General features: G+C 58.9%; 25 protein-coding genes. 11 read left to right on the top strand and 14 right to left on the bottom strand.

The features are described from left to right. Positions 1–91 precede the first annotated feature (91 nt). Positions 92–451 (bottom strand): hypothetical protein, encoded by a 360-nt coding sequence (locus C4J89_RS09525; protein WP_124362110.1) that lies wholly within the window; start codon positions 449–451, stop codon positions 92–94. A gap of 156 nt (positions 452–607) precedes the next feature. Here C4J89_RS09525 and C4J89_RS09530 point away from each other — a divergent pair, with 156 nt between their 5' ends. Next, complete coding sequence (locus C4J89_RS09530; RefSeq protein WP_124414324.1) at positions 608–1426, top strand: shikimate 5-dehydrogenase; 819 nt, start codon at positions 608–610, stop codon at positions 1424–1426. Between the two features lie 162 nt (positions 1427–1588). Here C4J89_RS09530 and C4J89_RS09535 read toward each other — a convergent pair whose 3' ends face one another. Further along, entirely contained in the window at positions 1589–2239 is a 651-nt protein-coding gene (locus tag C4J89_RS09535) for a YceH family protein (RefSeq protein ID WP_124414325.1), read from the bottom strand. Positions 2240–2354: 115 nt separating this feature from the next. Here C4J89_RS09535 and C4J89_RS09540 point away from each other — a divergent pair, with 115 nt between their 5' ends. Beyond that, the gene (locus tag C4J89_RS09540; protein ID WP_124362113.1) at positions 2355–2864 is read left to right on the top strand and encodes a DUF1993 family protein; all 510 of its coding nucleotides are present in this window, start codon (positions 2355–2357) and stop codon (positions 2862–2864) included. Positions 2865–2928: 64 nt separating this feature from the next. On the opposite strand, the gene sstT is transcribed toward C4J89_RS09540, so the two are convergent. Beyond that, positions 2929–4149, bottom strand: coding sequence for a serine/threonine transporter SstT (gene sstT / locus C4J89_RS09545; RefSeq protein WP_124414326.1), 1221 nt, complete (start codon positions 4147–4149; stop codon positions 2929–2931). Positions 4150–4310: 161 nt separating this feature from the next. Beyond that, positions 4311–5213, bottom strand: coding sequence for a transcriptional activator NhaR (nhaR, locus tag C4J89_RS09550; protein ID WP_124362115.1), 903 nt, complete (start codon positions 5211–5213; stop codon positions 4311–4313). 134 nt (positions 5214–5347) lie between these two features. On the opposite strand from nhaR, the gene C4J89_RS09555 reads away from it, so the two are divergent. From C4J89_RS09555 to mnmH, 4 genes are all read left to right on the top strand, one after another. Further along, positions 5348–5599, top strand: a complete 252-nt coding sequence (locus tag C4J89_RS09555) for a hypothetical protein (RefSeq protein WP_124362116.1) — start codon at positions 5348–5350, stop codon at positions 5597–5599. Positions 5600–5627: 28 nt separating this feature from the next. After that, positions 5628–6377 (top strand): TerC family protein, encoded by a 750-nt coding sequence (locus C4J89_RS09560; RefSeq protein ID WP_124362117.1) that lies wholly within the window; start codon positions 5628–5630, stop codon positions 6375–6377. Positions 6378–6470: 93 nt separating this feature from the next. Then, positions 6471–7505, top strand: coding sequence for a selenide, water dikinase SelD (gene selD / locus C4J89_RS09565; RefSeq protein WP_124362118.1), 1035 nt, complete (start codon positions 6471–6473; stop codon positions 7503–7505). Continuing rightward, complete coding sequence (gene mnmH / locus C4J89_RS09570) at positions 7505–8608, top strand: tRNA 2-selenouridine(34) synthase MnmH (protein WP_124414327.1); 1104 nt, start codon at positions 7505–7507, stop codon at positions 8606–8608. The genes selD and mnmH overlap by 1 nt, the downstream gene beginning before the upstream one ends. A gap of 242 nt (positions 8609–8850) precedes the next feature. Here the strand turns inward: mnmH and C4J89_RS09575 are convergent, their stop codons facing one another. Continuing rightward, positions 8851–9906, bottom strand: coding sequence for a permease (locus tag C4J89_RS09575; RefSeq protein ID WP_124362120.1), 1056 nt, complete (start codon positions 9904–9906; stop codon positions 8851–8853). Positions 9907–9963: 57 nt separating this feature from the next. Further along, positions 9964–10665 carry a histidine phosphatase family protein gene (locus C4J89_RS09580; protein ID WP_124362121.1) on the bottom strand — a complete coding sequence of 234 codons (702 nt, stop codon included), beginning with the start codon at positions 10663–10665 and terminating at the stop codon, positions 9964–9966. 254 nt (positions 10666–10919) lie between these two features. Here C4J89_RS09580 and C4J89_RS09585 point away from each other — a divergent pair, with 254 nt between their 5' ends. From C4J89_RS09585 to hemB, 3 genes are all read left to right on the top strand, one after another. Further along, positions 10920–11618 (top strand): glutathione S-transferase N-terminal domain-containing protein, encoded by a 699-nt coding sequence (locus C4J89_RS09585; protein ID WP_124362122.1) that lies wholly within the window; start codon positions 10920–10922, stop codon positions 11616–11618. Between the two features lie 3 nt (positions 11619–11621). Next, positions 11622–12452, top strand: coding sequence for a PhzF family phenazine biosynthesis protein (locus C4J89_RS09590; protein WP_124414328.1), 831 nt, complete (start codon positions 11622–11624; stop codon positions 12450–12452). A 117-nt stretch (positions 12453–12569) separates the two neighbouring features. Then, on the top strand, positions 12570–13544 hold the full coding sequence (gene hemB / locus C4J89_RS09595; RefSeq protein WP_016977356.1) for a porphobilinogen synthase: 975 nt from the start codon (positions 12570–12572) through the stop codon (positions 13542–13544). Positions 13545–13632: 88 nt separating this feature from the next. On the opposite strand, the gene C4J89_RS09600 is transcribed toward hemB, so the two are convergent. From C4J89_RS09600 to C4J89_RS09615, 4 genes are all read right to left on the bottom strand, one after another. Next, the gene (locus tag C4J89_RS09600; RefSeq protein ID WP_305955549.1) at positions 13633–14082 is read right to left on the bottom strand and encodes a hypothetical protein; all 450 of its coding nucleotides are present in this window, start codon (positions 14080–14082) and stop codon (positions 13633–13635) included. Positions 14083–14317: 235 nt separating this feature from the next. After that, positions 14318–14704 (bottom strand): hypothetical protein, encoded by a 387-nt coding sequence (locus tag C4J89_RS09605; RefSeq protein ID WP_124414329.1) that lies wholly within the window; start codon positions 14702–14704, stop codon positions 14318–14320. Between the two features lie 323 nt (positions 14705–15027). Continuing rightward, a complete protein-coding gene (locus C4J89_RS09610; RefSeq protein ID WP_256681792.1) occupies positions 15028–15393 on the bottom strand; it encodes a hypothetical protein in 366 nt (121 codons plus the stop codon). A gap of 23 nt (positions 15394–15416) precedes the next feature. Further along, positions 15417–20258, bottom strand: a complete 4842-nt coding sequence (locus tag C4J89_RS09615; protein WP_124414331.1) for an RHS repeat-associated core domain-containing protein — start codon at positions 20256–20258, stop codon at positions 15417–15419. 235 nt (positions 20259–20493) lie between these two features. On the opposite strand from C4J89_RS09615, the gene C4J89_RS09620 reads away from it, so the two are divergent. Beyond that, positions 20494–21585 (top strand): DUF1615 domain-containing protein, encoded by a 1092-nt coding sequence (locus C4J89_RS09620; protein WP_124414332.1) that lies wholly within the window; start codon positions 20494–20496, stop codon positions 21583–21585. Between the two features lie 140 nt (positions 21586–21725). On the opposite strand, the gene C4J89_RS09625 is transcribed toward C4J89_RS09620, so the two are convergent. From C4J89_RS09625 to C4J89_RS09635, 3 genes are read right to left on the bottom strand one after another with little or no spacing between them, the layout of a single operon-like run. Beyond that, entirely contained in the window at positions 21726–22907 is a 1182-nt protein-coding gene (locus tag C4J89_RS09625; protein WP_124414333.1) for an acetyl-CoA C-acetyltransferase, read from the bottom strand. Between the two features lie 11 nt (positions 22908–22918). After that, complete coding sequence (locus C4J89_RS09630) at positions 22919–23578, bottom strand: CoA transferase subunit B (RefSeq protein ID WP_003211625.1); 660 nt, start codon at positions 23576–23578, stop codon at positions 22919–22921. A 33-nt stretch (positions 23579–23611) separates the two neighbouring features. Next, positions 23612–24310, bottom strand: a complete 699-nt coding sequence (locus C4J89_RS09635; protein ID WP_124362130.1) for a CoA transferase subunit A — start codon at positions 24308–24310, stop codon at positions 23612–23614. Positions 24311–24498: 188 nt separating this feature from the next. Here C4J89_RS09635 and C4J89_RS09640 point away from each other — a divergent pair, with 188 nt between their 5' ends. Next, positions 24499–25401, top strand: a complete 903-nt coding sequence (locus C4J89_RS09640; protein ID WP_124414334.1) for a LysR family transcriptional regulator — start codon at positions 24499–24501, stop codon at positions 25399–25401. 59 nt (positions 25402–25460) lie between these two features. Here the strand turns inward: C4J89_RS09640 and C4J89_RS09645 are convergent, their stop codons facing one another. Next, positions 25461–25790 carry a hypothetical protein gene (locus C4J89_RS09645; RefSeq protein WP_057725643.1) on the bottom strand — a complete coding sequence of 110 codons (330 nt, stop codon included), beginning with the start codon at positions 25788–25790 and terminating at the stop codon, positions 25461–25463. Between the last annotated feature and the right edge of the window lie 31 nt (positions 25791–25821).

The following is a 25821-nucleotide window of genomic DNA, read 5'->3' on the forward strand; positions in this document are numbered from 1 at the left end:
TCACAACGACCTTTGCAAGATAAATCCAGACGTTCCAGGCAAAAAAAAGGCCCCGCGTGTGGGCGAGGCCTGTTGCATGTACAGCAATGTGTTACCAGCCGTGGCGGTAGTAGCCGTGGGGCGGGCCATAGTAGCCATAACCCCGTGGCGGGCCGTAATAGACCGGCGCCGGGCGGTAATAAACCTGTTGCTGCACGTACACCGGTGGCGGCGGTGCGTAGTAGACCGGCGGCGGAGCGGCATACACCGGCTGCGGCTGGACGTACACCGGTTGCTGCACATAAACCTCACGAGGCTGGCTGGCAACCACGGAGCCGACAACGGCTGCACCGACAAGAGCACCCAATACGGCCGGGCCGCCCCAACCACCACCGTGGGCGGAGGCTTGGCCTGCCATCGCGAGTGCGCCAATAAGCAAGGCGATCCTGGGGACTTTACGCATCATGGTCATTCCTCGGTTAGCCCCTGCGCTTGTGGTCTGCAATCAATAGACTCAAGGATTGTCGCGGGGATACTTTTAAGACAACGTATTTCTGAAAAACAGCACAGCCGATAGGTAAAGGTTGTGTAAGGTCTGTACCGATTTGCTTACTTCAAGGAGCTACCCATGCAGATGCACCCCAACAAGGACACCCAACTGTGCATGTCACTGTCGGCGCGGCCCGGGAATTTCGGCCTGCGTTTCCATAACCATCTGTATGAGCAGTTGGGCCTGAATTTTTACTATAAAGCCTTCAGCAGCCAGGATCTGCCCGGCGCGATCGGTGGCATACGGGCGCTGGGCATCCGGGGTTGCGGCGTGTCGATGCCGTTCAAGGAGGCTGCCATCGCTTTAGTGGACGAACTGGACGATTCGGTTCAAGCCATCGATTCCCTGAACACCATCGTCAACACCGGCGGCAGTCTCAAGGCCTACAACACGGACTACATTGCCGTCGAGCAACTGCTGAAAAAACACCAGGTGCCGAAGGACTCAAGCTTCGCCCTGCGCGGCAGCGGCGGCATGGCCAAGGCCGTGGCCAGCGCTTTGCGTGACGGCGGTTACGCCAATGGCGTGATCGTGGCGCGCAATGAGGTGGCGGGCAGGGCGCTGGCACGTAATCTGGGGTATGAGTGGCAAGCTGAACTGGGCGGGTTGCGCCCGCGCATGCTGGTTAACGTGACACCGATTGGCATGACCGGCGGGGCAGAGGCGGATCAGTTGGCATTCGAGGCCGATGCCGTTGATCAAGCCGAGACGGTGTTCGATGTCGTGGCGATCCCCGCTGAAACCCCGTTGATCGTGCGCGGGCGTGCCCAGGGCAAGCGGGTGATTACCGGCCTTGAAGTGATTGCGATCCAGGCATTGGAGCAGTTTGTGCTGTATACCGGCGTGCGTCCTACACCGGAGCAATTTCAGGCGGCCGTGGCGTTCGCCCGGACCTGACGGTTTAAGCGGGGAGCGATGTAGGAGCGAGCTTGCTCGCGAAAAACTCAAGGCCGCCGCGTTTATCCAGAATAAATGCGTTGCCTGGGCGTTTTTCGCGAGCAAGGGCTAGCCGCCCGCCTCGCTCCTACAACTGGCAGCATGTTCCAAGTTGGATGCTCGTCAGGCCTGTTCCAACTGCGCCAGGCGTTCTTCCAGCGCCGCAATTCGCGCTTCCAGCTCTTCGATACGCTCGACGGAGACGCCCCCGCCGCCGCGCTCCACCGGGTTACCGCGCGCGGCAATAATCGTTTCGATATCCGCCGGGTCCCCCAGCGCATGGGTATACCGGTCCTCGCGCTGCCCCGCCTGGCGCGGCACCAATAGCGCCAGGCCCCGTGCAATCAGGCGTTCGAGTTGGTGCACCACCTGCTCGGCGTCCTCAAAGTCATGCATGCGCCCGCTGCGCGTCAGCAACTCATTGACCGTCTGCGGGCCGCGCAGGAACAGCAGCCCGATCAGGATCATTTGCGCGGGCACCAGTTCCAGCGCCTTGTCCACGCGGTGTTCCCAGCGGTCGGCGCGGCTGCCCATGACCAGCCGGGTATAACCCTGACCTTCCAGTACGCGCAAGCTCTGGCCAACCTGGCCTTGGCTGAGATTGGTCACCGGTTCCCGGCTGGTTTTCTGGTTGCACGCCAGCACCAGGGCGTTGAGGGTCAGGGGGTAGGTTTCCGGGTTGGTCGCCTGTTTCTCGATCAGGCAGCCCAGGATGCGGATTTCCGTGCTGTTCAGGCGCGGCTCAGGCGTGTCGGTGTCGTGCTCGGCGGTCATCGCGCTTTCCCTATGCAGTGAATCCACTAGCCTAAGCTGGAAAAAATAAAAGACAAGCGGCAGGCATGGCTATAATCGTCGCTGGTTCCAACCCTGCCATTACTACGAGACTGACATGACCATTTCCCTGTATGCCGCTTCTATCCCAGTCTTCAAGCAAATGCTCAACGCCCTCAGCGATGTGCTGAACAAAGCCGAAGCCCACGCCACCGCCAAGAACATCGAGCCGAACGCTCTGCTGCAAGCGCGCCTGTTCCCGGATATGTTCGCGCTGGTGCGCCAGGTGCAGATCGCCGTCGACTTCGCCAAGGGCGTTTCCGCGCGCCTGGCCGAGATCGAAGTGCCGAAGTACGAAGACAGCGAAGTCACCTTCGCCGACCTGCAAGCGCTGATCGCCAAGGTGCTGGCCTTCGTCGATACCATCAAGCCCGAGCAGATCGACGGCAAGGAAGGCATCGAAATCGTCACCCGCCCAGGCACCCCGAAAGAGAAGCGCTTCAGCGGCCAGTCCTACTTGCTGACCTACGGCCTGCCGCAGTTCTTCTTCCACGTCACTACCGCTTACGCCTTGCTGCGCCATAACGGCGTTGAAGTGGGCAAGCGTGACTACATGGGCGCTTTCTAAGCACCCACTAAAAAGCCCGGGTGCGTTCGTCAATGAACGGCCCGGGCTTTTTTACAGCCGGCGTTCAAGCCAACTGTTTATCCTTGTCCAGGCACGCCGCCGCGGTAAACAGCACATCGGTGGACGAGTTGAGCGCGGTTTCCGCCGAATCCTGCAGCACACCGATGATGAAGCCTACAGCCACCACCTGCATGGCGATCTCGCTCGGAATGCCGAACAGGCTGCACGCCAGCGGAATCAACAGCAGCGAGCCACCGGCCACGCCCGAAGCCCCGCAGGCGCAAATGGCCGCGACCACACTGAGCAGCACGGCGGTGGGCAGGTCTACGGCAATGCCCAGCGTGTGCACGGCCGCCAGGGTCAGCACCGTAATGGTGATCGCGGCGCCGGCCATATTGATCGTGGCGCCAAGCGGGATCGACACCGAGTAGGTGTCTTCATGCAGGCCCAGGCGTTTGCTCAGCGCCAGGTTCACCGGAATATTCGCCGCCGAACTGCGGGTGAAGAACGCGGTAATACCGCTTTCGCGCAGGCACAGCAGCACCAGCGGATAAGGGTTGCGACGCAGTTTCCAGAATACGATGGCCGGGTTGATCACCAGCGCCACGAACAGCATGCAGCCGATCAGCACCACCAGCAGGTGGGCGTAGCCGAGCAGGGCGCCGAAGCCGGAGGTGGCCAGGGTCGAGGCGACCAGGCCGAAGATCCCCAGCGGGGCAAAGCGGATCACCACGCGCACGATCAGCGTCACACCGTTGGACAGGTCATCGAGCACCGTGCGGGTCGTTTCGCCGGCATGGCGAATGGCAATGCCCATGCCGATGGCCCAGGCCAGAATGCCGATGAAATTGGCATTCATCAGCGCGCTGATCGGGTTATCGACCACGCTCAGCAGCAGGCTTTGCAGCACCTCGCCAATACCGCCGGGAGCGCTCACGGTCGCGTCATGGGTGGCCAGTACCAGGGACGACGGAAACAGCATGCTGGCAACCACCGCAACCACGGCAGCGGCAAAGGTACCCAGCAGATACAGGAACAGGATCGGCCGGATATGGGTTTCCTGGCCGTGTTTATGATTGGCGATAGACGCCATCACCAGCACGAACACCAGGATCGGCGCGACGGCCTTCAGCGCCGTGACGAACACTTTGCCGATAAACCCGGTGGCCTTGGCGGCCTCAGGCAAGCACAGGGCCAGCAGAATCCCGGCGATCAGGCCGATGATAATTTGGGTGACCAGGCTGACGCGCATTAAACGTTGCAGCAGGGAAGGGGCAGCAGTCATAAACAGTTGTCTCTGGTTTTTTTAGTAGGGCACAGCATTGCAAGGAGAAAGTACTGTAGGCAGCAGGCGCGAAGTCTAACATGCTGTAGGACGGGTCCCGTTCGCTGCGTCATTCCGTCACCCGCACTGTCGGATTTGGATTCATCGGCGCGGGCGTGTCATCAGGGCAGGGTGGTAAACAGTTCGCGTCGGGCGCCCTCGGTAATCGCCACGATGCCAGGGTGCTTGACCTTGCGCTCCACCGAGATGGCATAAAACGACTCGGTCACCGCGTCGGTCTGGCCGATCAGCGCCACGCCGTATTGGCGCACCACCTCATCGGCGATCACGCTGGGGGCGATAAAGATGCCGCTGCCCGATTGCCCGAAGGCCTGCATCAATGCGCTGTCGTCGAACTCGCCGATGATCCTGGGTTGAATCTGCTGATCGGCAAACCAGCGTTGCAGACGGCTGCGCACCACGGTCTCTGCGCCGGGGATCAGCAACGGTGCGCCGTGCAAACACCCTGGGAAATCGCCGCTATGTTGGTCAGCCAATGCCTGGGTGGCGAAAAAACTGATGCCACATTCCCCCAGCTTCTGGCTGTAGCCCTTGATGTCCAGGTGCGTGGGCATCGGGCTGTCGGAGATCACCAGGTCCAGGCGCTGGATGGCCAGGTCGGCCAATAACCGTTCGAGTTTGTCTTCACGGCAGGTGATGCGGATCGGTTCGCTCAGCTCCATGGTGGGGGCAATCAGCCGGTACACGATGGACTTGGGCACCACATCCGCCACGCCGACGCGAAATACAATCTGCTGCTCGTTGGGTTGTGCGCGCAGCATCGCCTCCAATTCATTGCCGGTCTGGAACATCTGCTCGGCATAGGGCAGCGCCTGGCGTCCGGCTTCGGTCAGCTCCAGCTGGCGGCCGACACGCTGAAACAGCGCGATGCCAAAGGTATGTTCCAACAGGCTGATCTGCCCGCTGATGGTCTGGGGGGTGAGGTTCAGTTGCTCGCAGGCACGCACGATGCTGCCGGTCTTTGCCACCACCCAGAAGTAATGCAGTTGTCGATAATTGAGCATCGCTGTGTACACTTCGTAAAAATCGAAGTATACGCGAGAAAAATACGAATTTTCCTGAACTGTTTGCCTGCATAGAATGCGTCGCTATCGCGGGGCTACTATTTGGACCCAAGCGTTCTAACGAGGAATACATCATGAAACTCAATTCCCTGGGCGCGGCTGCACTGCTTGCGCTTTCATTGGTAATGATCGGCGGGTGCGATCAAGTCGAGAAAAGCGCGCAGCAGGTATTGGGCAAAGCCACCGAAACGGCCAAGCAAGCAATCGATGACACCCAGAAAGCCGCTGAACAGGCATTGAGTGAAGCGACCCAGGGCCTGATCAATCCGCAGAAGAAGGATGATCAGCCAGAAAAAGATGCAGAATCCGATACCCAAGAAACCTAATTCCCCAGCACAACGTCAGGACTGACCTATGGATTATCTTTTACAACTGGCCGCCAGCCCCACCGCCTGGATCGCACTGGCGACCTTGATCGTCATGGAAATCGTGCTGGGCATCGATAACCTGATCTTCATCTCGATCCTCACCAACAAATTACCGGAGCAGCACCGGGCCAAGGCGCGGCGCATTGGCATCAGCATGGCGTTGGTGTTGCGCCTGGGCCTGTTGAGCACCATCGCGTTTATCGTGCAATTGACGACGCCGGTCTTTGAAGTGTTCGGCCAGGCGTTCTCGTGGAAGGACATGATCCTGATTGCCGGTGGCCTGTTTCTGGTATGGAAGGCAACCACCGAGATCCATCACAGCATGGACCCGGAGCCCGAAGACAAAGCCAGCGTTGGCAATACGGTTGCCATCGGCTTTGCGGCCGCCATCGGACAGATCCTGCTGCTCGACCTGGTGTTCTCCATCGACAGCATCATCACGGCAGTTGGCATGACCGAACACTTGCCGATCATGATCATCGCCGTGGTGACCTCGGTGATCGTGATGCTGGTGGCGGCAGAACCCTTGGCCAAGTTCATCAACGACAACCCGACCGTGGTGATGTTGGCCCTGGGCTTTTTGATCATGATCGGCATGACGCTGATCGCCGAAGGCTTCGGCGCCCATGTGCCCAAAGGCTACGTGTATGCGGCCATGGCGTTCTCGGCGGCTATCGAGTGCCTGAATATCGCACGGCGTAACCGCCACAAGCGTTTGCTCGCTGCCCGCCAGTAAGCGCTGTACCAAAAGGCCGGCTGCGCTCATATGAGCCCAGCCGGCCTTTTGCTGTCTGCTAGAATCGGCGCACTTGATAGCTTGAGGTCCACCATGAACGAGCCGATTCGCCTTACCCAGTACAGCCACGGTGCGGGTTGCGGCTGCAAGATCTCGCCCCAGGTGCTGGAAGTGATCCTTGCCGGCAGCGGCGCGCAGAACCTCGACCCCAACCTGTGGGTAGGCAACGCCTCCCGTGACGATGCGGCGGTGTACGCCATCGACGACGAGCGCGGCGTGGTCTCCACCACCGATTTTTTCATGCCGATCGTCGACGACCCCTTTGACTTCGGCCGCATCGCCGCCACCAATGCCATCAGCGACATCTACGCCATGGGCGGCGACCCGTTGATGGCCATTGCCATTCTCGGTTGGCCGGTGAATGTGCTGGCGCCGGAGATTGCCCGCGAAGTCATTCGTGGCGGCCGCGCGGTCTGCGACGCTGCCGGTATCCCGCTGGCCGGTGGGCACTCCATCGACGCCCCGGAGCCGATCTTCGGCCTGGCCGTGACCGGCATCGTGCACAAGCGCCATATGAAGCGCAACGACACCGCCACCGCCGGGTGCAAGCTGTATCTGACCAAACCCTTGGGCATCGGCATCCTCACGACCGCCGAAAAGAAAGGCAAGTTGCGCGAAGCGGATATCGGCCTGGCCCGCGACTGGATGTGCACCCTCAACAAACCCGGTAGCCGTTTCGGCAAATTGGCCGGGGTGACGGCGATGACCGATGTCACCGGTTTCGGCCTGCTTGGTCACCTGGTAGAGATGGCCGACGGCAGCGGCCTCACGGCCCGCATCGAGTATGCAAAAGTGCCCCGTCTGCCGGGCGTCGAGTACTACCTGGAGCAGGGTTGCGTACCGGGCGGGACCTTGCGCAACTTCGACAGCTACGCCAGCAAGCTCGGGCGTGTGCAGGAGCTGCACAAGCGCGTGCTGTGCGATCCGCAAACCAGCGGCGGCCTGCTGATCGCCGTCACGCCCGAAGGCGACGCCGAGTTCCACGCGGTGGCCGCTGAACTGGGCCTTACCCTTGAGCCGATCGGCGAACTGCTTGAGCGACAGAGCAACGCGGTAGAGGTGGTTTGATGGCGACTGACATCACCGATTACCGCGACATCTTCCTCAACGACCGGCCGATGATGGATACCCGCGCGCCGGTTGAATTCACCAAAGGCGCATTTCCCGGTGTGGTCAACCTGCCGTTGATGACCGACCAGGAGCGCCAACGTGTAGGCACCTGCTACAAGCAGCAAGGCCAGCAAGCTGCAATCGTGCTGGGCCATGAGTTGGTGTCGGGGCCGATCAAGGCCGAACGCATCGCGCAGTGGGCGCAGTTCGCCCAGGCCAATCCAGACGGCTACCTGTATTGCTTTCGCGGCGGGCTTCGTTCACAGATCGTGCAGCAATGGTTAAAAACCGAGGCGGGTATCGAATACCCCCGCGTCGGCGGCGGCTACAAGGCCATGCGCACCTTCCTGCTGGACACGCTCGAGCAGGCCACCGTCCAATGTGATTTCGTCTTACTCGGCGGCATGACCGGCACCGGCAAGACCGAAGTGCTCGGCCAACTACGCAACGCCCTGGACCTGGAAGGCCACGCCAACCATCGCGGCTCCAGCTTCGGCAAGCGTGCCACGGCGCAACCGTCCACTATCGACTTCGAAAACCGCCTTGCGGTAGACCTGCTGAAAAAGCGCGCGGCAGGCATCGAGCAGTTCGTGGTCGAGGATGAGAGCCGCATGATCGGCAGTTGCGCGCTGCCGCTGCCGTTGCACAAAGGTATGCAGGCGTTTCCAATGGTGTGGCTGGAAGACAGCGTTGAAGGCCGCGTGGAACGCATCCTGCGCGATTACGTGGTCGACCTGTGCGCCGAGTTCATCGGGGTATGGGGTGAGAATGGCCAAGCGATGTTTGCCGAACGGCTTACCCAGAGCCTGGCCAATATCCATAAGCGCCTGGGTGGCGAACGCTTCCAGCGGCTGCAGGCGATTTTGCAGGACGCCCTGGCGGAGCAGGCGCGCACTGGCGCCGTGGATGTGCACCGGGTGTGGATTGAAGGGCTGTTGCGTGAGTATTACGACCCGATGTATGCGTTTCAGCGTGAGAGCAAAGGCGCACGAATCGAATTTTCCGGGGAGCAGGGCGCGGTGGTGGAGTATTTGCGCGCGCGGGCTGCTCGGGTGGGGTGAGTTTTCGGATGCCATTGAGCTCACAACAGGTTGAGCCGGTTTCTTCAGTTAATGCCGGGAAACAGGAGTTTTGGCTCTCGAGCGCCGGATGATCCAGTCCAAACGCCGCAGGCCCAATGTGGGAGGGGGCTTGCCCCCGATTGCGGTGCAGCAGTCACCCATTTTTTAACTGACAGACCGCCATCGGGAGCAAGCCCCTTCCCACACTTAGGTCGCGGGGTGCGATAAAGCCTTCCCAAAACCTAAAGAATCACCGCCCCGATCAACCCGCACACCACCCCCATCAGCATGGTCAGCCCGGCCACCGTCACCAGCACCCGCGCATCGAAATCCTTACGCAGCATCAGCAACGACGGCAGGCTCACGCTCGGCAGGGTCATCAGCAAGGCGACGGCCGGGCCGGTGCCCATGCCCAGGGTCATCATGGTTTGTACGATGGGAATCTCCGCCGCCGTAGGAATCACGAATAACGTGCCGACAATCGCCAGCGGTACCAGCCACACCAGGCTGTCGGCCATCGCTCCGTCCACATGGGGGAACAGCCAGACCCGCGCCGCGCCAAGGATCAGCACCGCGAGGATATACACCGGGATGGTGCTCCAGAACAGCTGCCACAAGGTCCGTAACCAGCGCGCCAGGAAGGATTCGGACTCAACAGTGCTGACTTCGGCCACAGCCTGCAGCGCCGCTTCCGGCACTTGCTCCGGACGTGCAATGCGCTGCGCCACCAACGACACACCCACCACCAGCACAATCCCCGCCACCAGCCGCAGCGCGGTAAAGCCCCAGCCCAGCACAAACCCCATGAACACCAAGGTGGCCGGGTTCAAGACCGGGTTGGCGATCCAGAATGCCAGCGCAGCGCCGACCGATACCTTTTGGCGCCGCATACCCGCCGCGACAGGCGCCGCGCAGCAGCTGCACATCATGCCCGGCAAGGCGAACAGCCCGCCACGCAGGGTCGAGCCCAGGCCGGCGCGGCCAAACAGGCGCAACAGCCAGTCGCGAGGGATCAACACCTGCAGCAGCGAACCGAGGATTACCGCCAGTACGGCGGCCTTCCAGATCGCCAGGAAATACACCTGGGCATAGGCCAGCGCCGCCGCGAGGGGCGAGCTTTGCTGGTCATTGAGAATCGACGCGCCGATGCTGTGGTTATCGGCCGCTACAAAAGCCTTGAGGTAGTAGGGCGACCATTTCACATAGTAGAGGCCGATGCAGGCCACCAGTAGAAACAGCGCAGGTTTGCACCAGAACGACCAGCCCCGGTTGGGCTGGGCAGAAGCGAGGTTGGACATGGAGATGATCCGCAGATGAGTCAATAGCGGCCATCATACGCGCCTGACGCCCAACCTTCAGGTATCTGCGCTGACCTGGGTCGGATCCGGGCAGGTTTCCTCACCATTATTGAGCCCCTGCTTGTAGTTGCGACTGAGCAGCGAGGCCTTGCCGTTGTGCCAGGTCAGTGTCAGCACGTACAGCGAGTCATAGTCGTTACCGGACCAGTCTTCGGTGATGGTGTGCTTTTCGCCGGCCGCTTCACTGGCGACTTTGTTGATCAACTCCGGCAGGTAACCGTGAGACCAGGCGGTATAGATCGTTGCGTTGTGGTACTTGTCCTCGACCAGCTCATCGGCCAGGGCACTGGTGTCGTTCGCGGAAAACTTGATGTTGACTGGCAAACCCAGCTTGATTGCGCTGGGACTGATGGTCATCAGTGGGCGGATATAGCTGTAGGAGTTATCCAGCTCGCCTTCCTCGACATTGCGCGTGGGGTTGGCGGCGAATACGAAATCGGCCTTGCCGAATTTTTCCGGCAATACACTGGCCAGGTTCATGGCGCGGTTCAGGCCCTGGCAATTGAGCTGGCCCAGGCCGCCGGCAGGTTTTTCGCCGTGGCGCAGGAAGACCAGGGTTTGCACGCCGTCCACCGGTTGTGCGCGGCTTTCGCGGGCATCCAATGCCGTAACAATGCCGGCGGTGACCAGCAGCAGCGGTAACATCATGTATGAATGGCGTTTGAATTGTTGCACAAGGCGCAGAGGCTTGATCTTCATTATGGGTTCGAGTCTTCGTGCGTCGGTTTAAGGCGGACAGGCCCGGCCCAATGGCGCAGTGTGCGTCCTGGGGGTGTTCCTTGTCGGTATAGCCAGGTGCCTCCATTCACCCTGCGAGCGCATTTAAGAGTGCGCTTGAGCGTTTTGGTTCGCCCGTGTGGGATTCTAGCCAGGCAATGTTGCTTAATGATGACCCATGCAGGGTGGCGAACAGATGACTATCATGGGGGCTTTCCGCCCAGGGATGTCTTTTGATGAACGCACTTGCCGCTTTCCCGATCAACAGTAAATGGCCCGCCCAGCACCCTGAGCGCTTGCAACTGTACTCGTTGCCTACGCCCAACGGTGTAAAAGTATCAATCATGCTTGAAGAGCTGGGCCTGCCCTACGAGGCACACAAGGTCAGTTTCGACACCCAGGACCAGTTGTCTCCCGAGTTCATGTCCCTGAACCCCAACAACAAGATCCCCGCGATCATCGACCCCAATGGCCCAAGCGGGCAGCCGCTGGCGTTGTTCGAGTCCGGCGCGATCCTGATTTACCTGGCGGAAAAAACCAGCCGGTTGCTTTCCGAAGATCCGGCCACCCGCTATGAAACCCTTCAGTGGTTGATGTTCCAGATGGCCGGGATCGGCCCGATGTTCGGTCAGGTGGGGTTCTTCAATAAATTCGCCGGCAAGGCTTATGAAGACAAGCGCCCGCGTGACCGCTACGTCGCCGAGTCCCGCCGCTTGCTCCAGGTACTGGAGAAACGCCTGCTGGGCCGCACGTGGATCATGGGCGATGACTACAGCATCGCTGACATCGCCACCTTCCCCTGGATTCGCAACCTGATCGGCTTCTATGAATCGGGCGACCTGGTGGGTATCGCCGACTTCCCCAATGTACTGCGCGCGTTGGATGGCTTTATCGCACGCCCAGCGGTGATCCGTGGCCTGAACATTCCGAGCTGAAGCATGCCGACTTTCGATTTCAAGCAACTGGATGTATTCAGCAGCGTGCCCCTCAAAGGCAACCCGCTGGCCGTGGTGCTCGGGGCCGACAGCCTGACGGACCAGCAGATGGCTGACTTCGCCAAGTGGACCAACCTCAGCGAAACCACGTTTTTGCTGAAGCCCCGTGACCCACGCGCCGATTACCGAGTGAGAATTTTCACCACCTTGCAGGAACTGCCGTTTGCCGGGCATCCGACGTTGGGCAGTTGCCAGGCGTGGTTGCACGCAGGCGGTGTTCCGCGTGGGCATGAGGTCATTCAGGAGTGCGAAATCGGTTTGGTCCGCATCCGACGTGAAGGCGAGGAACTGGCGTTTATCGCGCCACCGCTGTTGCGTTCGGGCGTTGTCGAGGCGCCGCTGCTGGAGCGTGTGCGCCTGGGGTTGGGCCTGGCCCCTGACGCGATTGTGCGCAGCCAGTGGGTGGATAACGGCGCGGGTTGGCTGGCGGTGATGCTGGCTGATCGCCGGGCCGTGCTGGAGGTAAGGCCTGACTACGCGCAACTGCTCGGGTTGGCCGTTGGTATCATTGCTCCTTGCGATGGGGAGGACGCACAGTTTGAGGTGCGCGCCTTTATCGCCGGCGACGGTGCCCAGGAAGACCCGGCCACCGGCAGCTTGAATGCCGGCCTGGCCCAATGGTTGCTCAGCGAGGGCCTTGCGCCGGAGCGCTATGTGGTCAGCCAGGGCACGGCCATGGGACGCGCCGGGCGTATTCGTATTGAGCGCCAGGGTGATGAAGTCTGGGTCGGTGGCGCCGTTGCGGTATGCATCGAAGGCCGTCTACAGCTCTAGATCAATGCAATTGTTACGTGTCGCGCAATACACTGTTGGGCCCTCGGCATTTGTGCTGCGGGTGCTTGGGGCATAAGCTTTGGTCCCAAAGATTTCAGCCATTTTTTCAGGAAAGCCATGACCAGCCAGTTCCCCCAAGCCCGCCCCCGTCGCCTGCGCCGCTCCCCGGAGCTGCGTGGCTTGTTCCAGGAAAGCGAATTCACGCTCAACGACCTGGTGCTGCCGATTTTCGTCGAAGAAGAAATCGACGACTTCGTACCGATCACCAGCATGCCGGGCGTGTTGCGTATCCCTGAGAAAAAACTGGCCGGCGAGATCGAGCGTTATGCCCGTGCCGGCATCAAGTCGGTGATGACCTTTGGCGTATCCCACCATCTTGACGCCAGCGGCAGCGACACGTGGAAAGAACGCGGGCTGGTTTCGCGCATGTCATCGATCATCAAGGACGCCGTGCCGGAAATGATCGTGATGTCCGACACCTGCTTCTGCGAATACACCGACCACGGCCACTGCGGCGTGATGCATGGCGCTCACGTCGACAATGACGCGACCCTGGTTAATCTGGGCAAACAAGCCGTGGCCGCCGCCCGCGCCGGAGCCGACGTGATCGCACCCTCGGCAGCGATGGACGGCCAGGTCCAGGCCATCCGCCGCGCTCTGGACGACGCCGGTTTTACCCACATCCCGATCATGGCCTACTCCACCAAATTCGCCTCGGCCCTCTACGGCCCGTTCCGAGAAGCCGGCGGCAGCGCCCTCAAGGGCGACCGCAAAAGCTACCAGATGAACCCGATGAACCGCCGCGAAGCCGTCCGCGAATCGCTGCTCGACGAGCAGGAAGGCGCCGACGCGCTGATGGTCAAACCGGCCGGCGCTTACCTCGACATCATCCGCGACATCCGCGAAGCCTCACGCCTGCCGGTGGCGGCGTATCAGGTGAGTGGTGAGTACGCGATGATCAAATTCGGCGCCCAGGCGGGGGCGATTGACGAAGACCGCGTGGTGCGCGAGACCTTGGGCTCGATCAAACGGGCGGGGGCGGATTTGATTTTTACGTACTTTGCGATGGATTTGGCGTTGGCGGGGATTTAAGGGCGCCATTTATCCCTGTGGTGAGCGGGTCGGATTTGCTTGCCACAGGGGTAGGAGGGCGACCTTGTATATTGATTTTGAACAGCGCTCAATTAAATTTTTCGTAATCTTCCGCACCTAATGACTTTAACCATTTCTTGAAGAAATCAATTTGATCCTGTGGGTTGTTTGTTAGGTTTTCTTCTTCATAGTCGAATAAATGGACAATGTTGTCGTTGGTTGCTTGTTGGCCTAAAGTCATTTCGTATGCCACAAGCCCAGCGCTCATCTGAGAGGCCATTCTTGATGGTTTTACATTTATTTTGGCCCCTTTACATAGAAAGGTGATGTGCGGAAAATCCGCTCTAATATTTGCGAAGCAGACGTACAGGTCTCTTCCTCTATAAATTTTCTTAAAGTTTTCGGCTTCTGAAAATGTCATGGTGAGTTTTGTTGGGTCATATTTGACGGTGACTTGTTTGTGTTCATTGTTGATTATTACTTTTATATTTTTTGTTTCCATTTTATTTTCTGTTAGGGTTTGGTATGAAATATTCAATGCGGCTAACCTCCCCTTGGAGCTAGATCAGGTGTTGGCAGAAATTTAAGAACGCCGTAATTCTGCGGTGGGCGAACTTGCTCGAGTGGGGCTGGGCGGCAGCAACTTAACTGGCTACACGGATCTAATTGACTGAGCGGGCCATACTGATTAGTTTTATTCCCTGAGTAAGTAACTGTCGAATTTTTCTATTATGCTCTGTGGCTCGGGGTTTGCTTGTTACATGGTCGTCGAGCTAAATTTGCAGTGATTCGGCCCATTTTTTGCGGTAAGAAATCTGTTCGTTGATGTCATTTGTAAGTTCGTTTTCTTCATAGTCGAATATACGAACGAGTTTTGCATCGGAATCACCTATTTGCGTTTCATAAGCTACAATTCCGCTGGACATTTGTGATGCCATGGCTGAAGGATAAACATTTATTTTTGAACCTTTACATAGAAATTTAATATCGCTAAATTCTTTTCTCAATGAGTCAAAGCATAGATAAATATCTGCTTCGCTATACGTTTTTTTCAGTCCGCTGGCAAAAGTTATTGAAAGTGTTGCTGTTCTTCCGTCGCATTCTATTGTGGCTGTTTCTCGAGTTGAATTTTTGATTACGAATATCTCTAGTTCTTTCATTTTTCAGCTTCTATTTGGGTTGATTACTGGGTAGACCGACGCTGGGGTTGGCGCCGTGCCAGAAAGCCGTGCCATTTTCAAAAGGTGAGCTGAATTCCACATATAAAATTTATCGTTCGGAAAAAACATCGATAGTTCGTATTTTCATTTCACTTCGTCGTTAATGGGACTCGTACAACAGTATTGTCTACATTCGCCGTGTTGTCTTTAGCTCAAACGTCCATGTTTCCTCATGGTAATGATGCTTGCTCGGCTTGCTGTTCATTTCATGAAGGCCGTAACGGATGCTTCTTTTTGCTTCGCCGGAAACAATTCTGTCGCGATCAGGTCCGCCGGTTCGTGGGTTGTTGTTCGTTTGTGACGACTTCTGGGTCGTAATGTTGTAAGCAGCTTAGTAATACCCTCATGAATTCTTGCTGGTCGAGTACTTCGGCGCCGAAATAAGTTGTCATTTTTTTGAATACATCATCAAAGCTATCACCAGTCATTAAGAAGTGCTCAATTGAATCAATAAACCAATTTTGCTCGGATTTGGTGTATTCCAGAAATTCTGGTTTTGTCAGTTTGTTAAAAAGCTCGACGAGTTCTTTTTTGCTATTTACGTCTTTTGATGCGATGAATTCTTCTCTTTTGGGGTCGTCGGTATTTTCGATGTCATACGTAAATAGCAGTCCGCGAATTATTGACATGCTGGGTGCTCTTTTATTCATAATCATAATTCCGCATAGGCTGTTTTGGGATTGCCGTCTCTATTCAGTATTACTCGAGCTTTAGATTGTTGGCTGTATTTCATCTCGTCGCCAGAGTATCCTTCGCCTACAATTTTTCCCATATTCATGGGTTCTAATGATTGGGCAAGTCCGTTCCTTCTGAAAATGAGTTGTGCTCGATATATTGCATTTAATTGATCCCGATGGCTAAGAAAGTGGGTTGCAGCAGGTGGGTATTTAGGTTCCCCGATTTTTGGTCCTGAGGTGAAATATTCAACTACTCCTGTTGTTGGATTCTTTGCTGTTTGTAATCTTTCCAGTTGAGACACGAGCGTTGTCTGTTTTCCGTGTTTTTCTAAAAAATGTGCGCCGGATGTTGCTTTTTCAAGCTCGTCTAAACGCCTATAGGCGTTCGCTTCAGCAAGCTCATCAATTCTAGCCTGCCGTTCCGCACGGGTCAGTTGCGGTAAGCCTGGCTCTCCGTGGTTAACACTCTCGGTAGGGTTTTGAGCACTAACGCTGGGTTTACATCCGTCGCCGCCTGGGCATGTATTCAAGCCTAGCGGGTCTACCCAGCCTGTCGGATTGGGCACGTACTGGTACGCGTTGCTCCCACCCGCCAGCTTCACCGGGTCGGGCGTCAGGTAACGACCAATATCCGGATTGTAGTAGCGATGGCGGTTGTAGTGCAGGCCGCTTTCCGGGTCGAAGTATTGGCCTTGAAAACGAAGCGGGTTGTCGATTTTGCCTACGTCGAGGCGGCTGATTTCACCGTAGGCGCGGTAGTGGGCGGACCAGACGATTTCGCCATCGGGCGTGGTGAGTTCTTGCGGTGTGCCGAGGTGGTCGAGTTGGTAGTGGTAAGGCTTGGTTTCTGCTGGGCCGAAGCCTTCCAGCAGTGCCAATGGTCGGAAGCTGTCCGGTTCGTAGAGATAGCTGCGATGGCGTTCCGCATGGTGTTCTGCGATCAGCTTGTCGCCTTGCCAGAAGAACTCGGTGGTTTTCCCATCGACGGTTTTGCTGATGCGCCGACCGAACGGGTCATAGCGATAATTAGCGGTGTGGCCGTTGGGCTTGGTGATGCCGATCAACCGGTGCTGGCAGTCGTAGCGGTATTCGGTGACGAGCTGATGGCTTTTGCCGCGCCGTTCGCGGGTCAGGTTGCCGAAGGCGTCATAGTCATAATGGTGATCGCCTTGGATCACTAGGCGGTTGCCCGCGACGATGTCCGGGCCAGGCCTGTCTTGCATCAGCAAGTTGCCGGCCGGGTTGTGGCCGAAGCGTTCCTGGACGTCTTGCGAGTGATCGGCTCGGGTCAGGCGGTGGAGCGGGTCGTAGCGGTAAAGGTGTTCGCCTTTGCGGGTGTCGTGCAGGCGGGTGAGGTTGCCGGTTTTGTCGTAGTCGTAGTGGCGTTGGTAGAGGTGGTTTTCCTGCTGCGTGACGGTGTGGGCGTGCAGGCGGTTTTGCTCGTCATAGTGGTAATGGCTGAGCAGTTGGCCTTGTTGGCGTTGGTGTTCGCGACCGGCTTTGAACAGGTGTGAGGTCAGCAGCGAACCGTTCAGTTCGACGGTGGCGAGGTGGCCGCCTTTGTCGTGGTTGAAGGTGAGGCGATTGTTGTCCGGTAGGCGTAAATGCTGAAGTTGGCCGCAGGCGTCGTAGCCGTAGCGCAAAGTGCCCCAGCCTTGGTGTTCGGCAGTGAGGCGGTTTTGGCGGTCGTATTCGTAGGCCAGGAACCAGTGGCCGTCGTCGACGCTGAGGAGGTTGCTTTGGCGGTCGTAGGTGTATTCAACCGTATTGCCGTCGGGCAGGGTTTTTCCTACGAGGCGACCGGCATGGTCACGCTGGTATTGAGTGACGAGCTGACTGCCATCGTCGCCGTATTCGGTTTTCTCCAGCAGGTTGCCGTTGAGGTCGTAGGCGTACGCGGTGCGTTGGCCGTCAAAGCCGGTTTCCTGTTGGATCAGGCCGTTGGGGTGATAGTCGAGTTGGTAGGTTTCGCCGACTTCGTTTTCGATGGCGGTGAGCAGTAAGCGGGCGTTGTCGTAGCGGTAGTTGACCTGGGTGCCATCGGCATTGATGCGGCGGCTGATCAGGTGCAGGCCGTCGGCGTATTCGTAGCGGGTGACGTGGCCGAGTTCGTCGCGTTCGGCGGTGATTTTTCCGTAGGGGTTGTAGCTGAATTCTCGTGTGGCACCGTCCGGCAGTACCAAGCGAGTTAACCGACCCACGGCGTCCCATTGATACTGGGTCAGCGCGCCCTGTTCATCCTCACGCGCAACCTGACGGCCCAGGTCGTCATAGCGGTAGCGCTTGATCCCGCCATTCGGTAACTGTTCTTCAACGAGCTGCCCGCGTTCGTTCCACACCAGCCGATGACAGCTGTGATCCGGATACCAAACCCCGGTCAGTTGCCCTTGCTTGTCGTAGCTGTAGTCGGTCGCGTTGCCATCGGGATCGATCTGGCGAATGACATCGCCTTGGTCATTGCGCTCATATTTCCAGACCGCTTCACCCCGCCGCACCACCCGTACGAAACCGTTGTCATGCTCGTAGGACGTCGGCTCATCATCCCCCGGAAACAGCGCGATCAAGCGTCCGGCGTCGTCGTATTGATAGGCCGTCACCGCGCCCAGCGGGTCTTGCTCGACCGTCAGGCGGCCCTTGTCATCGTAGGATTTGAAATGCTGGGCGCCGTCTGGGTCGATGCGCTGTACCAGCCGCGCCCGCTGGTCATGTACGTAAACTTCCTGGCTGCCGTCGGCGTTGTGCACGGTGACGCGACCGTCATCGCCCCAGGCATACCGCGTGTCCATCTGCGAAAAGCTGGCCCAATGGCGGACACAGCGCGCCGCCTTGCCGGAACCTTCCCACTCCCAAAAGAAACTCGCCCCACCGGCCAGTTGCCGTTCAAGAATGACGTGCTGCTCGTCGTACCGATAACGCTCACACTCACCGACGGCATTGGTCGCTGAAACCAGTCGTCCGGCGCCGTCATAGGCGTAGGAAACGACGTTCTGCTCGGTCACCCAGACGAAGGGTTCATGCCCCGTGGCGCGATGAATCTGGTAGTCCACCGCCACGATGCGGTCGAATTCATAACGCAACAAAAGCGAACGGCCCACGCCGTTATCCAACCGCTCAATGCGGCCCAATCGATCCCGGACAACCAACAACCGGTTGTCATACGCATCGCTGATCGCCGTCAGCACGCCGTCGCAAAAGTGATAAAACCGAGAGGACTGGACCAGCACCAACTCGTCTGGAACCGAGCCTAAATAAATCGCCGCTTCCGCCAAGCTGTTGGTAATCGCCGGTCGAGAAACCGTCGGCAAGGGCAGGGTGGTCGCGCGATTCTCATGGTCCGTCCACACCACCGAATCGCCCACAACCACAAGCCGCTGCGCCAGCGCATGACTCCAGCCAAACCCCAACCCGCAATCCACTTCCACCGCACTGGTGCGATACAAGCGCGTCCACTCGAACGGCAAGACCCCATCCAGCGCGCCATCGGTAAGTGTCAGCAGTTCCTCGCCAGTGACCATCGACACCGGGCAGCCGTTCGTAACGGTTTTATCCGCAGAGGCCGCCGCATCACCCTTCGGGTTCGAAGCCACGGCAGGCACATCATCCACCGCCTCCTGCCGCACCAACGCCGTACGCTGGGTCTTGCTGCGCACCGCCGGCACCGGATTCGAAACCAGCGTGTCGCCAGCCTTCAAAGGCGCCACCGGCACCGCCTTGATCGGTATTGGGGCACTGCCCAGCAGCACCGGCTTAAGCGCTTCGGTGTGTCCTTCCAAGCGAGCGGCCCCGAACTGCGCGGCTATCTGCTCCACCCACCTGCGCACCCGGCGTGACTTGATGCCGGCCAGCACTTTGGTGCTGATGCGCACCACAACCCCCATGCCGGCCGACGCCAGTCCCAATAACAGGGTGATGACGACTTCGGCGCCAATCGCCCCGAGCATTTCGTTCATATACGGCGGTGGCAGCATGCGCATCCAGCTGACCAGGGCCGCCAGGTGAACGAACAGCAAAGGCTCATCGCTGAGCACCAGCAAACCCTTGGCGAGGGTCTCGGCACTTAACGCGAATAACTTTTCAAGCTCGTCCTGGGAAAGGTAATGCAGCAGCTTTTCAGCGTTGGCCAGCGGGTCGGACAACCACTGGAGTAACTGCGTGATGTTGTCCCAAACCGAGTAAAGAACTTCGCCAAAGCCTTGGGCATAAGCTCGGTGCAGCGAGAGGTAACGCTGGAGAAAATTCGCTTCGCAATAGTTCTTCCATAGCGGTTCAAAGGTGGTGTCCCACTCGCTGCGCAGCCAGCCTTCCAGTGGCGTGATGACCGACTGATAAGAGGCGTACAGTGCCTTGAAATGCTCGCTGGAAACGTCGGGGTAGAAACTCACCCGGTACCGCTGGTTGCGGTCGCACTCGGTGACTTCGAGGATGCCGCTTGGGCCGATGGTTTTATGGATCGGCTCGCCCAGCGGGCCACCGTCTGGATCGATGCGCTGCAACATCACCGGCGTGTTGCCGATCGGCACGAACCGCGAGCTCTGGAACATATGCACCAGTGTCAATGTGCCGTTGGCCTGGCATGTAGCGACGGTGCTGCTGGGGAAGATCGAACGGTTGATCGGGGCGACCAGAGCCACCTCATTCCCGACCTTGAACACCTGCTCCACATCCAGTGCCGAAGAGCTGAAGAAGTTCTGCGCCCAGCTGTCGTAGTGGTTGAGGCAACCGCGGAAATCGCTGAGCACGGATTCGACGTCCCGCGTCTTAGAATCCATCGCGGCCAGCACCAGAAAGCCGATGGCTCGGCCGGTTGCTTCGATCATGGGCGAGCCCCATCGATCAGGGCTCTCACTGGAAAAACCATCTGCACTCCCTCGCACTGTTTGATCAGGCGAGGGACTTTGCAGAGGTTTTCAGGGCAGGGGAGTAGAGCTTATCTGGCGTTAACGTGGGAATTTTCAACCAGCGCCGCACCACGTTCGGCATAGCAGCGAACCCCGGTTAGACTTGCCTGTCGATATCCCCATTGCCCGGCCCGCCGTTCACCAAGGAAGCCTCATGTCTTCAAGCCGCCTGATCCTCTGCCTCGCCACCTTGCTGCTGCTGCTGCTGGCCGGTTGCTCCACCTCGCGAGGGCCGCAACAACCCGAGCGCAGCGAGGCCGAGGTGAAGGCGCAGATCGTGCGCCTGCTCCCCGCCAAGGTCGCGGACCGCGACGGTTGGGCCCAGGACATCTACACCGCGTTCGACGCCCAGAAGATCTACCCCAGCACCGAAAATATCTGCGCCGTGCTGGCGGTGACCGAGCAGGAGTCCACCTTTCAGGTCGACCCACCGGTGCCAGGCATGGGCAAGATCGCCCAGGATGAAATCCTGCGGCGTGCCGGGAAAGTTCATGTACCGGCGTTTGTCGTACGCAGCGCCTTGCAAGTGCGCTCGCCCACCGGCAAAACCTATGCCGAGCGTTTGAACGCCGCACGTACGGAGAAGGACCTGAGCGCGATCTTCGACGACTTCATCAGCGTGGTGCCCTTGGGCAACACACTGTTTGGCGGCTTCAACCCGGTGCACACCGCCGGTCCGATGCAGGTCAGCATCGACTTCGCGCAAAAACAGGCACGGGGTTATCCCTACACGGTGGACGGCACGATTCGCCGCGAAGTATTCACTCGCCGTGGCGGCATGTACTTCGGCATCGCTCATTTACTCGGCTACCCGGTGAGCTATGACCAGCCGCTGTACCGCTTCGCCGATTTCAACGCGGGTTGGTACGCCAGCCGCAATGCCGCGTTCCAGGCCGCAGTCAGCCGTGTCTCAGGCAGCGAATTGACGCTGGATGGGGATTTGATTCGCTATGGTTCGCTGCTGCCCGGTACCACCGAACTGGCGGTGCGTTCACTGGGAGCGAAATTGGATATGCGCAATCCCAGCATCCGCAGCCAACTGGAGCAGGGCGATCAGTTGGATTTTGAGGACACCACGCTCTACAAGCGCGTATTCGCCCTGGGCGACAAAGCCGCCGGCAAGCCGCTGCCGCGAGCCATCCTGCCGGGCATCGTGCTCAAAAGCCCGAAGATCACCCGCAACTTGACCACGGCCTGGTTCGCCAAACGCGTGGATGAGCGGTATCAGCGCTGTATGAAACGTTGATCAGGTGCGGCGCGTCGGACTGAAGCGTTGCCATCGCCGGCAAGCCAGCGCCTACATGTTGATCGAGTTTTTCCAGGGGATCGATAAAGAAAAGGCCCGGCTTTTCGTGGAGCCAGGCCCTTTCCGTGTTGCTCGTTGAATCAGTTGCGTTCGAGGGCCAGCGCCACGCCCTGGCCGCCGCCGATGCACAGTGTCGCCAAGCCTTTCTTGGCGTCGCGCTTGATCATTTCATGCAGCAGCGTCACCAGAACGCGGCAGCCTGAAGCTCCAATAGGGTGGCCGATGGCGATGGCGCCGCCGTTGACATTGACCTTGTCAGCGTCCCATTTCAGCTCTTTGCCCACCGCCAGGGATTGCGCGGCGAAGGCTTCGTTGGCTTCGATCAGATCCAAGTCGCTCAATTGCCAACCGGCCTTGTCCAGGCAGCGGCGGGTGGCCGAAACCGGGCCGATGCCCATGATTGCCGGGTCGACCCCTGCGTTGGCATAGCTGGCGATACGCGCCAGCACCGGCAGGCCAAGGGCCTTGGCTTTGGCGGCGCTCATCAGCAGCACCGCAGCGGCACCGTCATTAAGGCTGGAGGCGTTGCCGGCGGTGACGCTGCCGTCTTTTTTGAAGGCGGGCTTGAGCTTGGCCAGGGACTCGGCGGTGGTACCCGCGCGCGGTTGTTCGTCCACCGCAAAGGCCAGCGGGTCGCCTTTACGCTGGGGAATCAGGATCGGCGTGATTTCATCGGCAAACCGTCCGGTTTCGATAGCGGCGATAGCTTTTTGCTGGGAGGCGGCGGCAAAGGCGTCCTGCGCCTCGCGGCTGATGCCGTACTTGTCCACCAGGTTTTCGGCGGTGATGCCCATGTGGTAGTCGTTGAACGCATCCCACAGGCCGTCGGTGATCATGCTGTCGATCATCTTGGCGTGGCCCATGCGCAAACCGGTGCGCGCGGCGGGCAGCACGTACGGCGCGAGGCTCATGTTTTCCATGCCGCCGGCGATGATGACGTCGGCGTCGCCGCAACGGATCGCCTGTGCGCCCAGGTGCAGGGCCTTGAGGCCCGAGCCACAGACCTTGTTCAACGTCAGGGCGGGAACGGCGTGGGGCAGGCCGGCGAGAATCGAGGCTTGGCGCGCCGGGTTCTGGCCGCTGCCGGCGGTGAGTACCTGGCCGAGGATCACTTCATCCACTTGCGCCGGGTCGAGGCCGGTCTGCTCCAGCAGGCGACGGATTACCGCAGCGCCCAGTTCAGGGGCCGGGATACTGGCCAGCGAACCTTGAAAGCTGCCCACGGCGGTGCGGGTGGCAGCAACAATCACGACGTCTTGCATGGAATCTGTCCTCACTGGAAATGCATTTCTGGAACATGGTCCGGGACGATCAGTTTACCGGCGGTCTTGCTCACAATCTCTTCAACGCTGACGCCAGGTGCGCGTTCCTTGAGGACAAAAGCGCCATTTTCGATTTCCAGGTAGGCCAGGTCCGTGAGCACGCGCTTGATGCAGTTGGCGCCGGTCAGCGGCAGGCTGCACTGGCTGAGCAATTTCGACTCACCGTCCTTGGACGCATGGGTCATGATCACGATGATATTTTCCGCACCAGCCACCAGGTCCATCGCGCCGCCCATGCCCTTGACCAGCTTGCCGGGGATCATCCACGAGGCGATGTTGCCCTGTACGTCCACTTCGAACGCGCCGAGTACGGTGAGGTCTACGTGGCCGCCGCGAATCATCGCGAAGGACTCGGCGGAGGAGAAAATCGAGGCGCCGATGCGTGCGGTGACGGTTTGTTTGCCGGCGTTGATCATGTCGGCATCGATGGTTTCTTCGGTCGGGAACGGGCCCATGCCGAGCAGGCCATTTTCCGACTGCAGCATCACTTCCATGCCTTCGGGAATGTAGTTGGCCACCAGGGTCGGAATGCCGATGCCGAGGTTGACGTAGAATCCGTCCTGCATTTCGCGGGCGACGCGTTGAGCCATTTGTTCGCGGGTAAGAGCCATGTCATGAGTCCTTATTGTTCGGGCCGGGGCGGATTACTTGCGCACGGTGCGCTGTTCGATGCGCTTCTCGAAGGTGCCGCAGATGATCCGGTCGACGTAGATGCCAGGGGTGTGGATCTGCGCGGGGTCCAGCTCGCCCGGTTCGACGATTTCCTCGACTTCGACCACGGTGATCTTGCCGGCGGTGGCGGCCAGTGGGTTGAAGTTCTGGGCGGTGTGCCGATAGATGACATTGCCGAAGTGGTCGGCTTTCCAGCCTTTGACGATGGCGAAGTCGCCGGTGATGGACTCTTCCATCAGATAGGGACGGCCCTTGAATTCGCGGGTTTCCTTGCCTTCGGCAACCGGGGTGCCGACGCCGGTGGCGGTGAAGAAGGCCGGGATGCCAGCACCGCCTGCACGCATTTTTTCCGCCAGGGTGCCTTGGGGGGTCAGCACCACCTCTATTTCGCCGCTGAGCAGTTGCTTCTCGAACAGGGCGTTTTCACCGACGTAGGAGGCGATCACTTTGCTGATCTGCTTTTCTTCCAGCAGGATGCCCAGGCCGAAACCGTCGACGCCGCAGTTGTTGGAAACCACGGTCAGGTCACGGGTGCCTTTGCGCTTGATCTCGGCGATGAGGTTTTCCGGAATGCCACACAGGCCAAAACCGCCGGAGAGGACGGTCATGCCATCTTCCAGGCCTGCCAGCGCCTCTTCATAGGACGCCACGCGCTTATCGAAACCTGCCATATGCACCTCGTTATTATTAGTGGGCCAGCCAATGGACCGAGTGTTGCGCCGACTGATTGATTTGTTAAGTTGTTTTTTTAGGTTGATTGGTTTGAAAAACAGCATAATCAGCTCCAAGCGGCAAGCTACAAGTATTGCCAGTGGCCGCTTTCACTTGCAGCTTTCAACTTGCAGCTCGGAGCTAACCTATGACCGTTAAACAGATGCGTGCCTTCCTGGCCGTGGCCCAGAGCCTGAGTTTTGCCGCTGCCTGTGAGCGCCTGCACCTGTCCCAGTCGGCGCTGAGCTTGACTATCAAAGGCCTCGAGGAAGGGCTGGGTGGACGCCTGTTCAGTCGCAATACGCGCAATGTAGCGCTCACGCCTGAGGGCGAATCGCTGCTCCCGCTGGCTCGCCGTTTGATTGCTGACTGGGACAACGCGGAGGACGAACTGCGTCAACGCTTCACCTTGCAACGTGGGCGCGTGACGGTGGCGGCAATGCCGTCATTTGCCGGTAACCTGCTGCCGCCGATCCTGAAGATATTCCGCGCCCGTTACCCGCAGGTGAACGTGACGGTGCATGACCTGATCAACGAGCAGGTGCTGGAGATGGTTCGCGACCGCCAGGTGGAATTGGGCGTAGCGTTCGAACCGTCCGACGGTTCGTCATTGGCATTCACGCCGTTGTACCTGGACCGATTCATTGCCGTGGTACCGGGAGATTCGCCGTTGGCGCAATTGAACGAGATCGACTGGAAAAGCCTGTTGGAACACCCCTTCATTACCCTTCAGCGCCCATCGACCGTACGGGTAATGCTCGAAGAGCACCTGGGTGCCTTGCAGATGAAACTGCCGGTTGCGCTGGAAAGTCATCAACTGGCCACAGTGGGCAAGATGGTTGCCAGCGGCTTGGGCGTCAGCGCTGTGCCCGCGTTGTGCGCGCGGCAGATGGAGGAGGCGGGCGCCCATTGCATCACCTTGACCGGCCCGGTGATCGAGCGGCCCATTGGGGTACTGACCAAACCAGGGCATGAACTGTCGGCGGCGGCGCAGGTATTGTTTGATATCTTTCAGGATGAAGCGAAGAAGGGGCGGTTTCCGACGTTCTGAAGTTCACATAACAAAAGTGGGGGCTGGCAAGCCAGCTCCCACAATAGATCAAGTACTACTTAGTAGTAACGGTCGATCACTTTAACTTGCGAGCTGTCTTTGAAAGAGGCCCAGGCATTGTTAAGTGTGTCGAACACCTGCTCGATAAAGTTGCGATCGGCTGCGGCTTTCTTGCCGACATAACCCTGGCCACGACGGTACATCTTCAGGCGCGCCGCCAGTTCGCGGTGATTGCGGTCGAACTCGGCTTCTTCGGTGTGGGGCGCCAGGCAGTCAAGTTGAACTTCGCCCGATTTGCCAATCCACAGGATATGGTCGTCGAGTGTGTCTTTCTGCGCTGCGAACATCTCAGCCAATTCATCGATAGTTGGTTGGTTGTTCAGATTCATGTGTAAGCCCCTTGACCAGTTGGCGATCTAT

Origin of the sequence: Pseudomonas sp. R4-35-07 (assembly GCF_003852235.1) — a bacterium.
Classification (GTDB): Bacteria; Pseudomonadota; Gammaproteobacteria; order Pseudomonadales; family Pseudomonadaceae; genus Aquipseudomonas.

Bases quoted from the DNA above. Each gene is read 5' to 3' on its own strand.
- C4J89_RS09605 (WP_124414329.1), bottom strand. From the start codon at position 14,704: ATGAAAGAACTAGAGATATTCGTAATCAAAAATTCAACTCGAGAAACA.
- C4J89_RS09590 (WP_124414328.1), top strand. From the start codon at position 11,622: ATGCCGACTTTCGATTTCAAGCAACTGGATGTATTCAGCAGCGTGCCC.
- hemB (WP_016977356.1), top strand. From the start codon at position 12,570: ATGACCAGCCAGTTCCCCCAAGCCCGCCCCCGTCGCCTGCGCCGCTCC.
- C4J89_RS09535 (WP_124414325.1), bottom strand. From the start codon at position 2,239: ATGACCGCCGAGCACGACACCGACACGCCTGAGCCGCGCCTGAACAGC.
- C4J89_RS09575 (WP_124362120.1), bottom strand. From the start codon at position 9,906: ATGTCCAACCTCGCTTCTGCCCAGCCCAACCGGGGCTGGTCGTTCTGG.
- C4J89_RS09630 (WP_003211625.1), bottom strand. From the start codon at position 23,578: ATGGCTCTTACCCGCGAACAAATGGCTCAACGCGTCGCCCGCGAAATG.
- mnmH (WP_124414327.1), top strand. From the start codon at position 7,505: ATGGCGACTGACATCACCGATTACCGCGACATCTTCCTCAACGACCGG.
- nhaR (WP_124362115.1), bottom strand. From the start codon at position 5,213: ATGCTCAATTATCGACAACTGCATTACTTCTGGGTGGTGGCAAAGACC.
- C4J89_RS09615 (WP_124414331.1), bottom strand. From the start codon at position 20,258: ATGATCGAAGCAACCGGCCGAGCCATCGGCTTTCTGGTGCTGGCCGCG.
- sstT (WP_124414326.1), bottom strand. From the start codon at position 4,149: ATGACTGCTGCCCCTTCCCTGCTGCAACGTTTAATGCGCGTCAGCCTG.
- C4J89_RS09645 (WP_057725643.1), bottom strand. From the start codon at position 25,790: ATGAATCTGAACAACCAACCAACTATCGATGAATTGGCTGAGATGTTC.
- C4J89_RS09580 (WP_124362121.1), bottom strand. From the start codon at position 10,665: ATGAAGATCAAGCCTCTGCGCCTTGTGCAACAATTCAAACGCCATTCA.
- C4J89_RS09525 (WP_124362110.1), bottom strand. From the start codon at position 451: ATGACCATGATGCGTAAAGTCCCCAGGATCGCCTTGCTTATTGGCGCA.
- C4J89_RS09530 (WP_124414324.1), top strand. From the start codon at position 608: ATGCAGATGCACCCCAACAAGGACACCCAACTGTGCATGTCACTGTCG.
- C4J89_RS09635 (WP_124362130.1), bottom strand. From the start codon at position 24,310: ATGGCAGGTTTCGATAAGCGCGTGGCGTCCTATGAAGAGGCGCTGGCA.
- selD (WP_124362118.1), top strand. From the start codon at position 6,471: ATGAACGAGCCGATTCGCCTTACCCAGTACAGCCACGGTGCGGGTTGC.
- C4J89_RS09625 (WP_124414333.1), bottom strand. From the start codon at position 22,907: ATGCAAGACGTCGTGATTGTTGCTGCCACCCGCACCGCCGTGGGCAGC.
- C4J89_RS09640 (WP_124414334.1), top strand. From the start codon at position 24,499: ATGACCGTTAAACAGATGCGTGCCTTCCTGGCCGTGGCCCAGAGCCTG.
- C4J89_RS09610 (WP_256681792.1), bottom strand. From the start codon at position 15,393: ATGTCAATAATTCGCGGACTGCTATTTACGTATGACATCGAAAATACC.
- C4J89_RS09555 (WP_124362116.1), top strand. From the start codon at position 5,348: ATGAAACTCAATTCCCTGGGCGCGGCTGCACTGCTTGCGCTTTCATTG.
- C4J89_RS09560 (WP_124362117.1), top strand. From the start codon at position 5,628: ATGGATTATCTTTTACAACTGGCCGCCAGCCCCACCGCCTGGATCGCA.
- C4J89_RS09540 (WP_124362113.1), top strand. From the start codon at position 2,355: ATGACCATTTCCCTGTATGCCGCTTCTATCCCAGTCTTCAAGCAAATG.
- C4J89_RS09585 (WP_124362122.1), top strand. From the start codon at position 10,920: ATGAACGCACTTGCCGCTTTCCCGATCAACAGTAAATGGCCCGCCCAG.
- C4J89_RS09620 (WP_124414332.1), top strand. From the start codon at position 20,494: ATGTCTTCAAGCCGCCTGATCCTCTGCCTCGCCACCTTGCTGCTGCTG.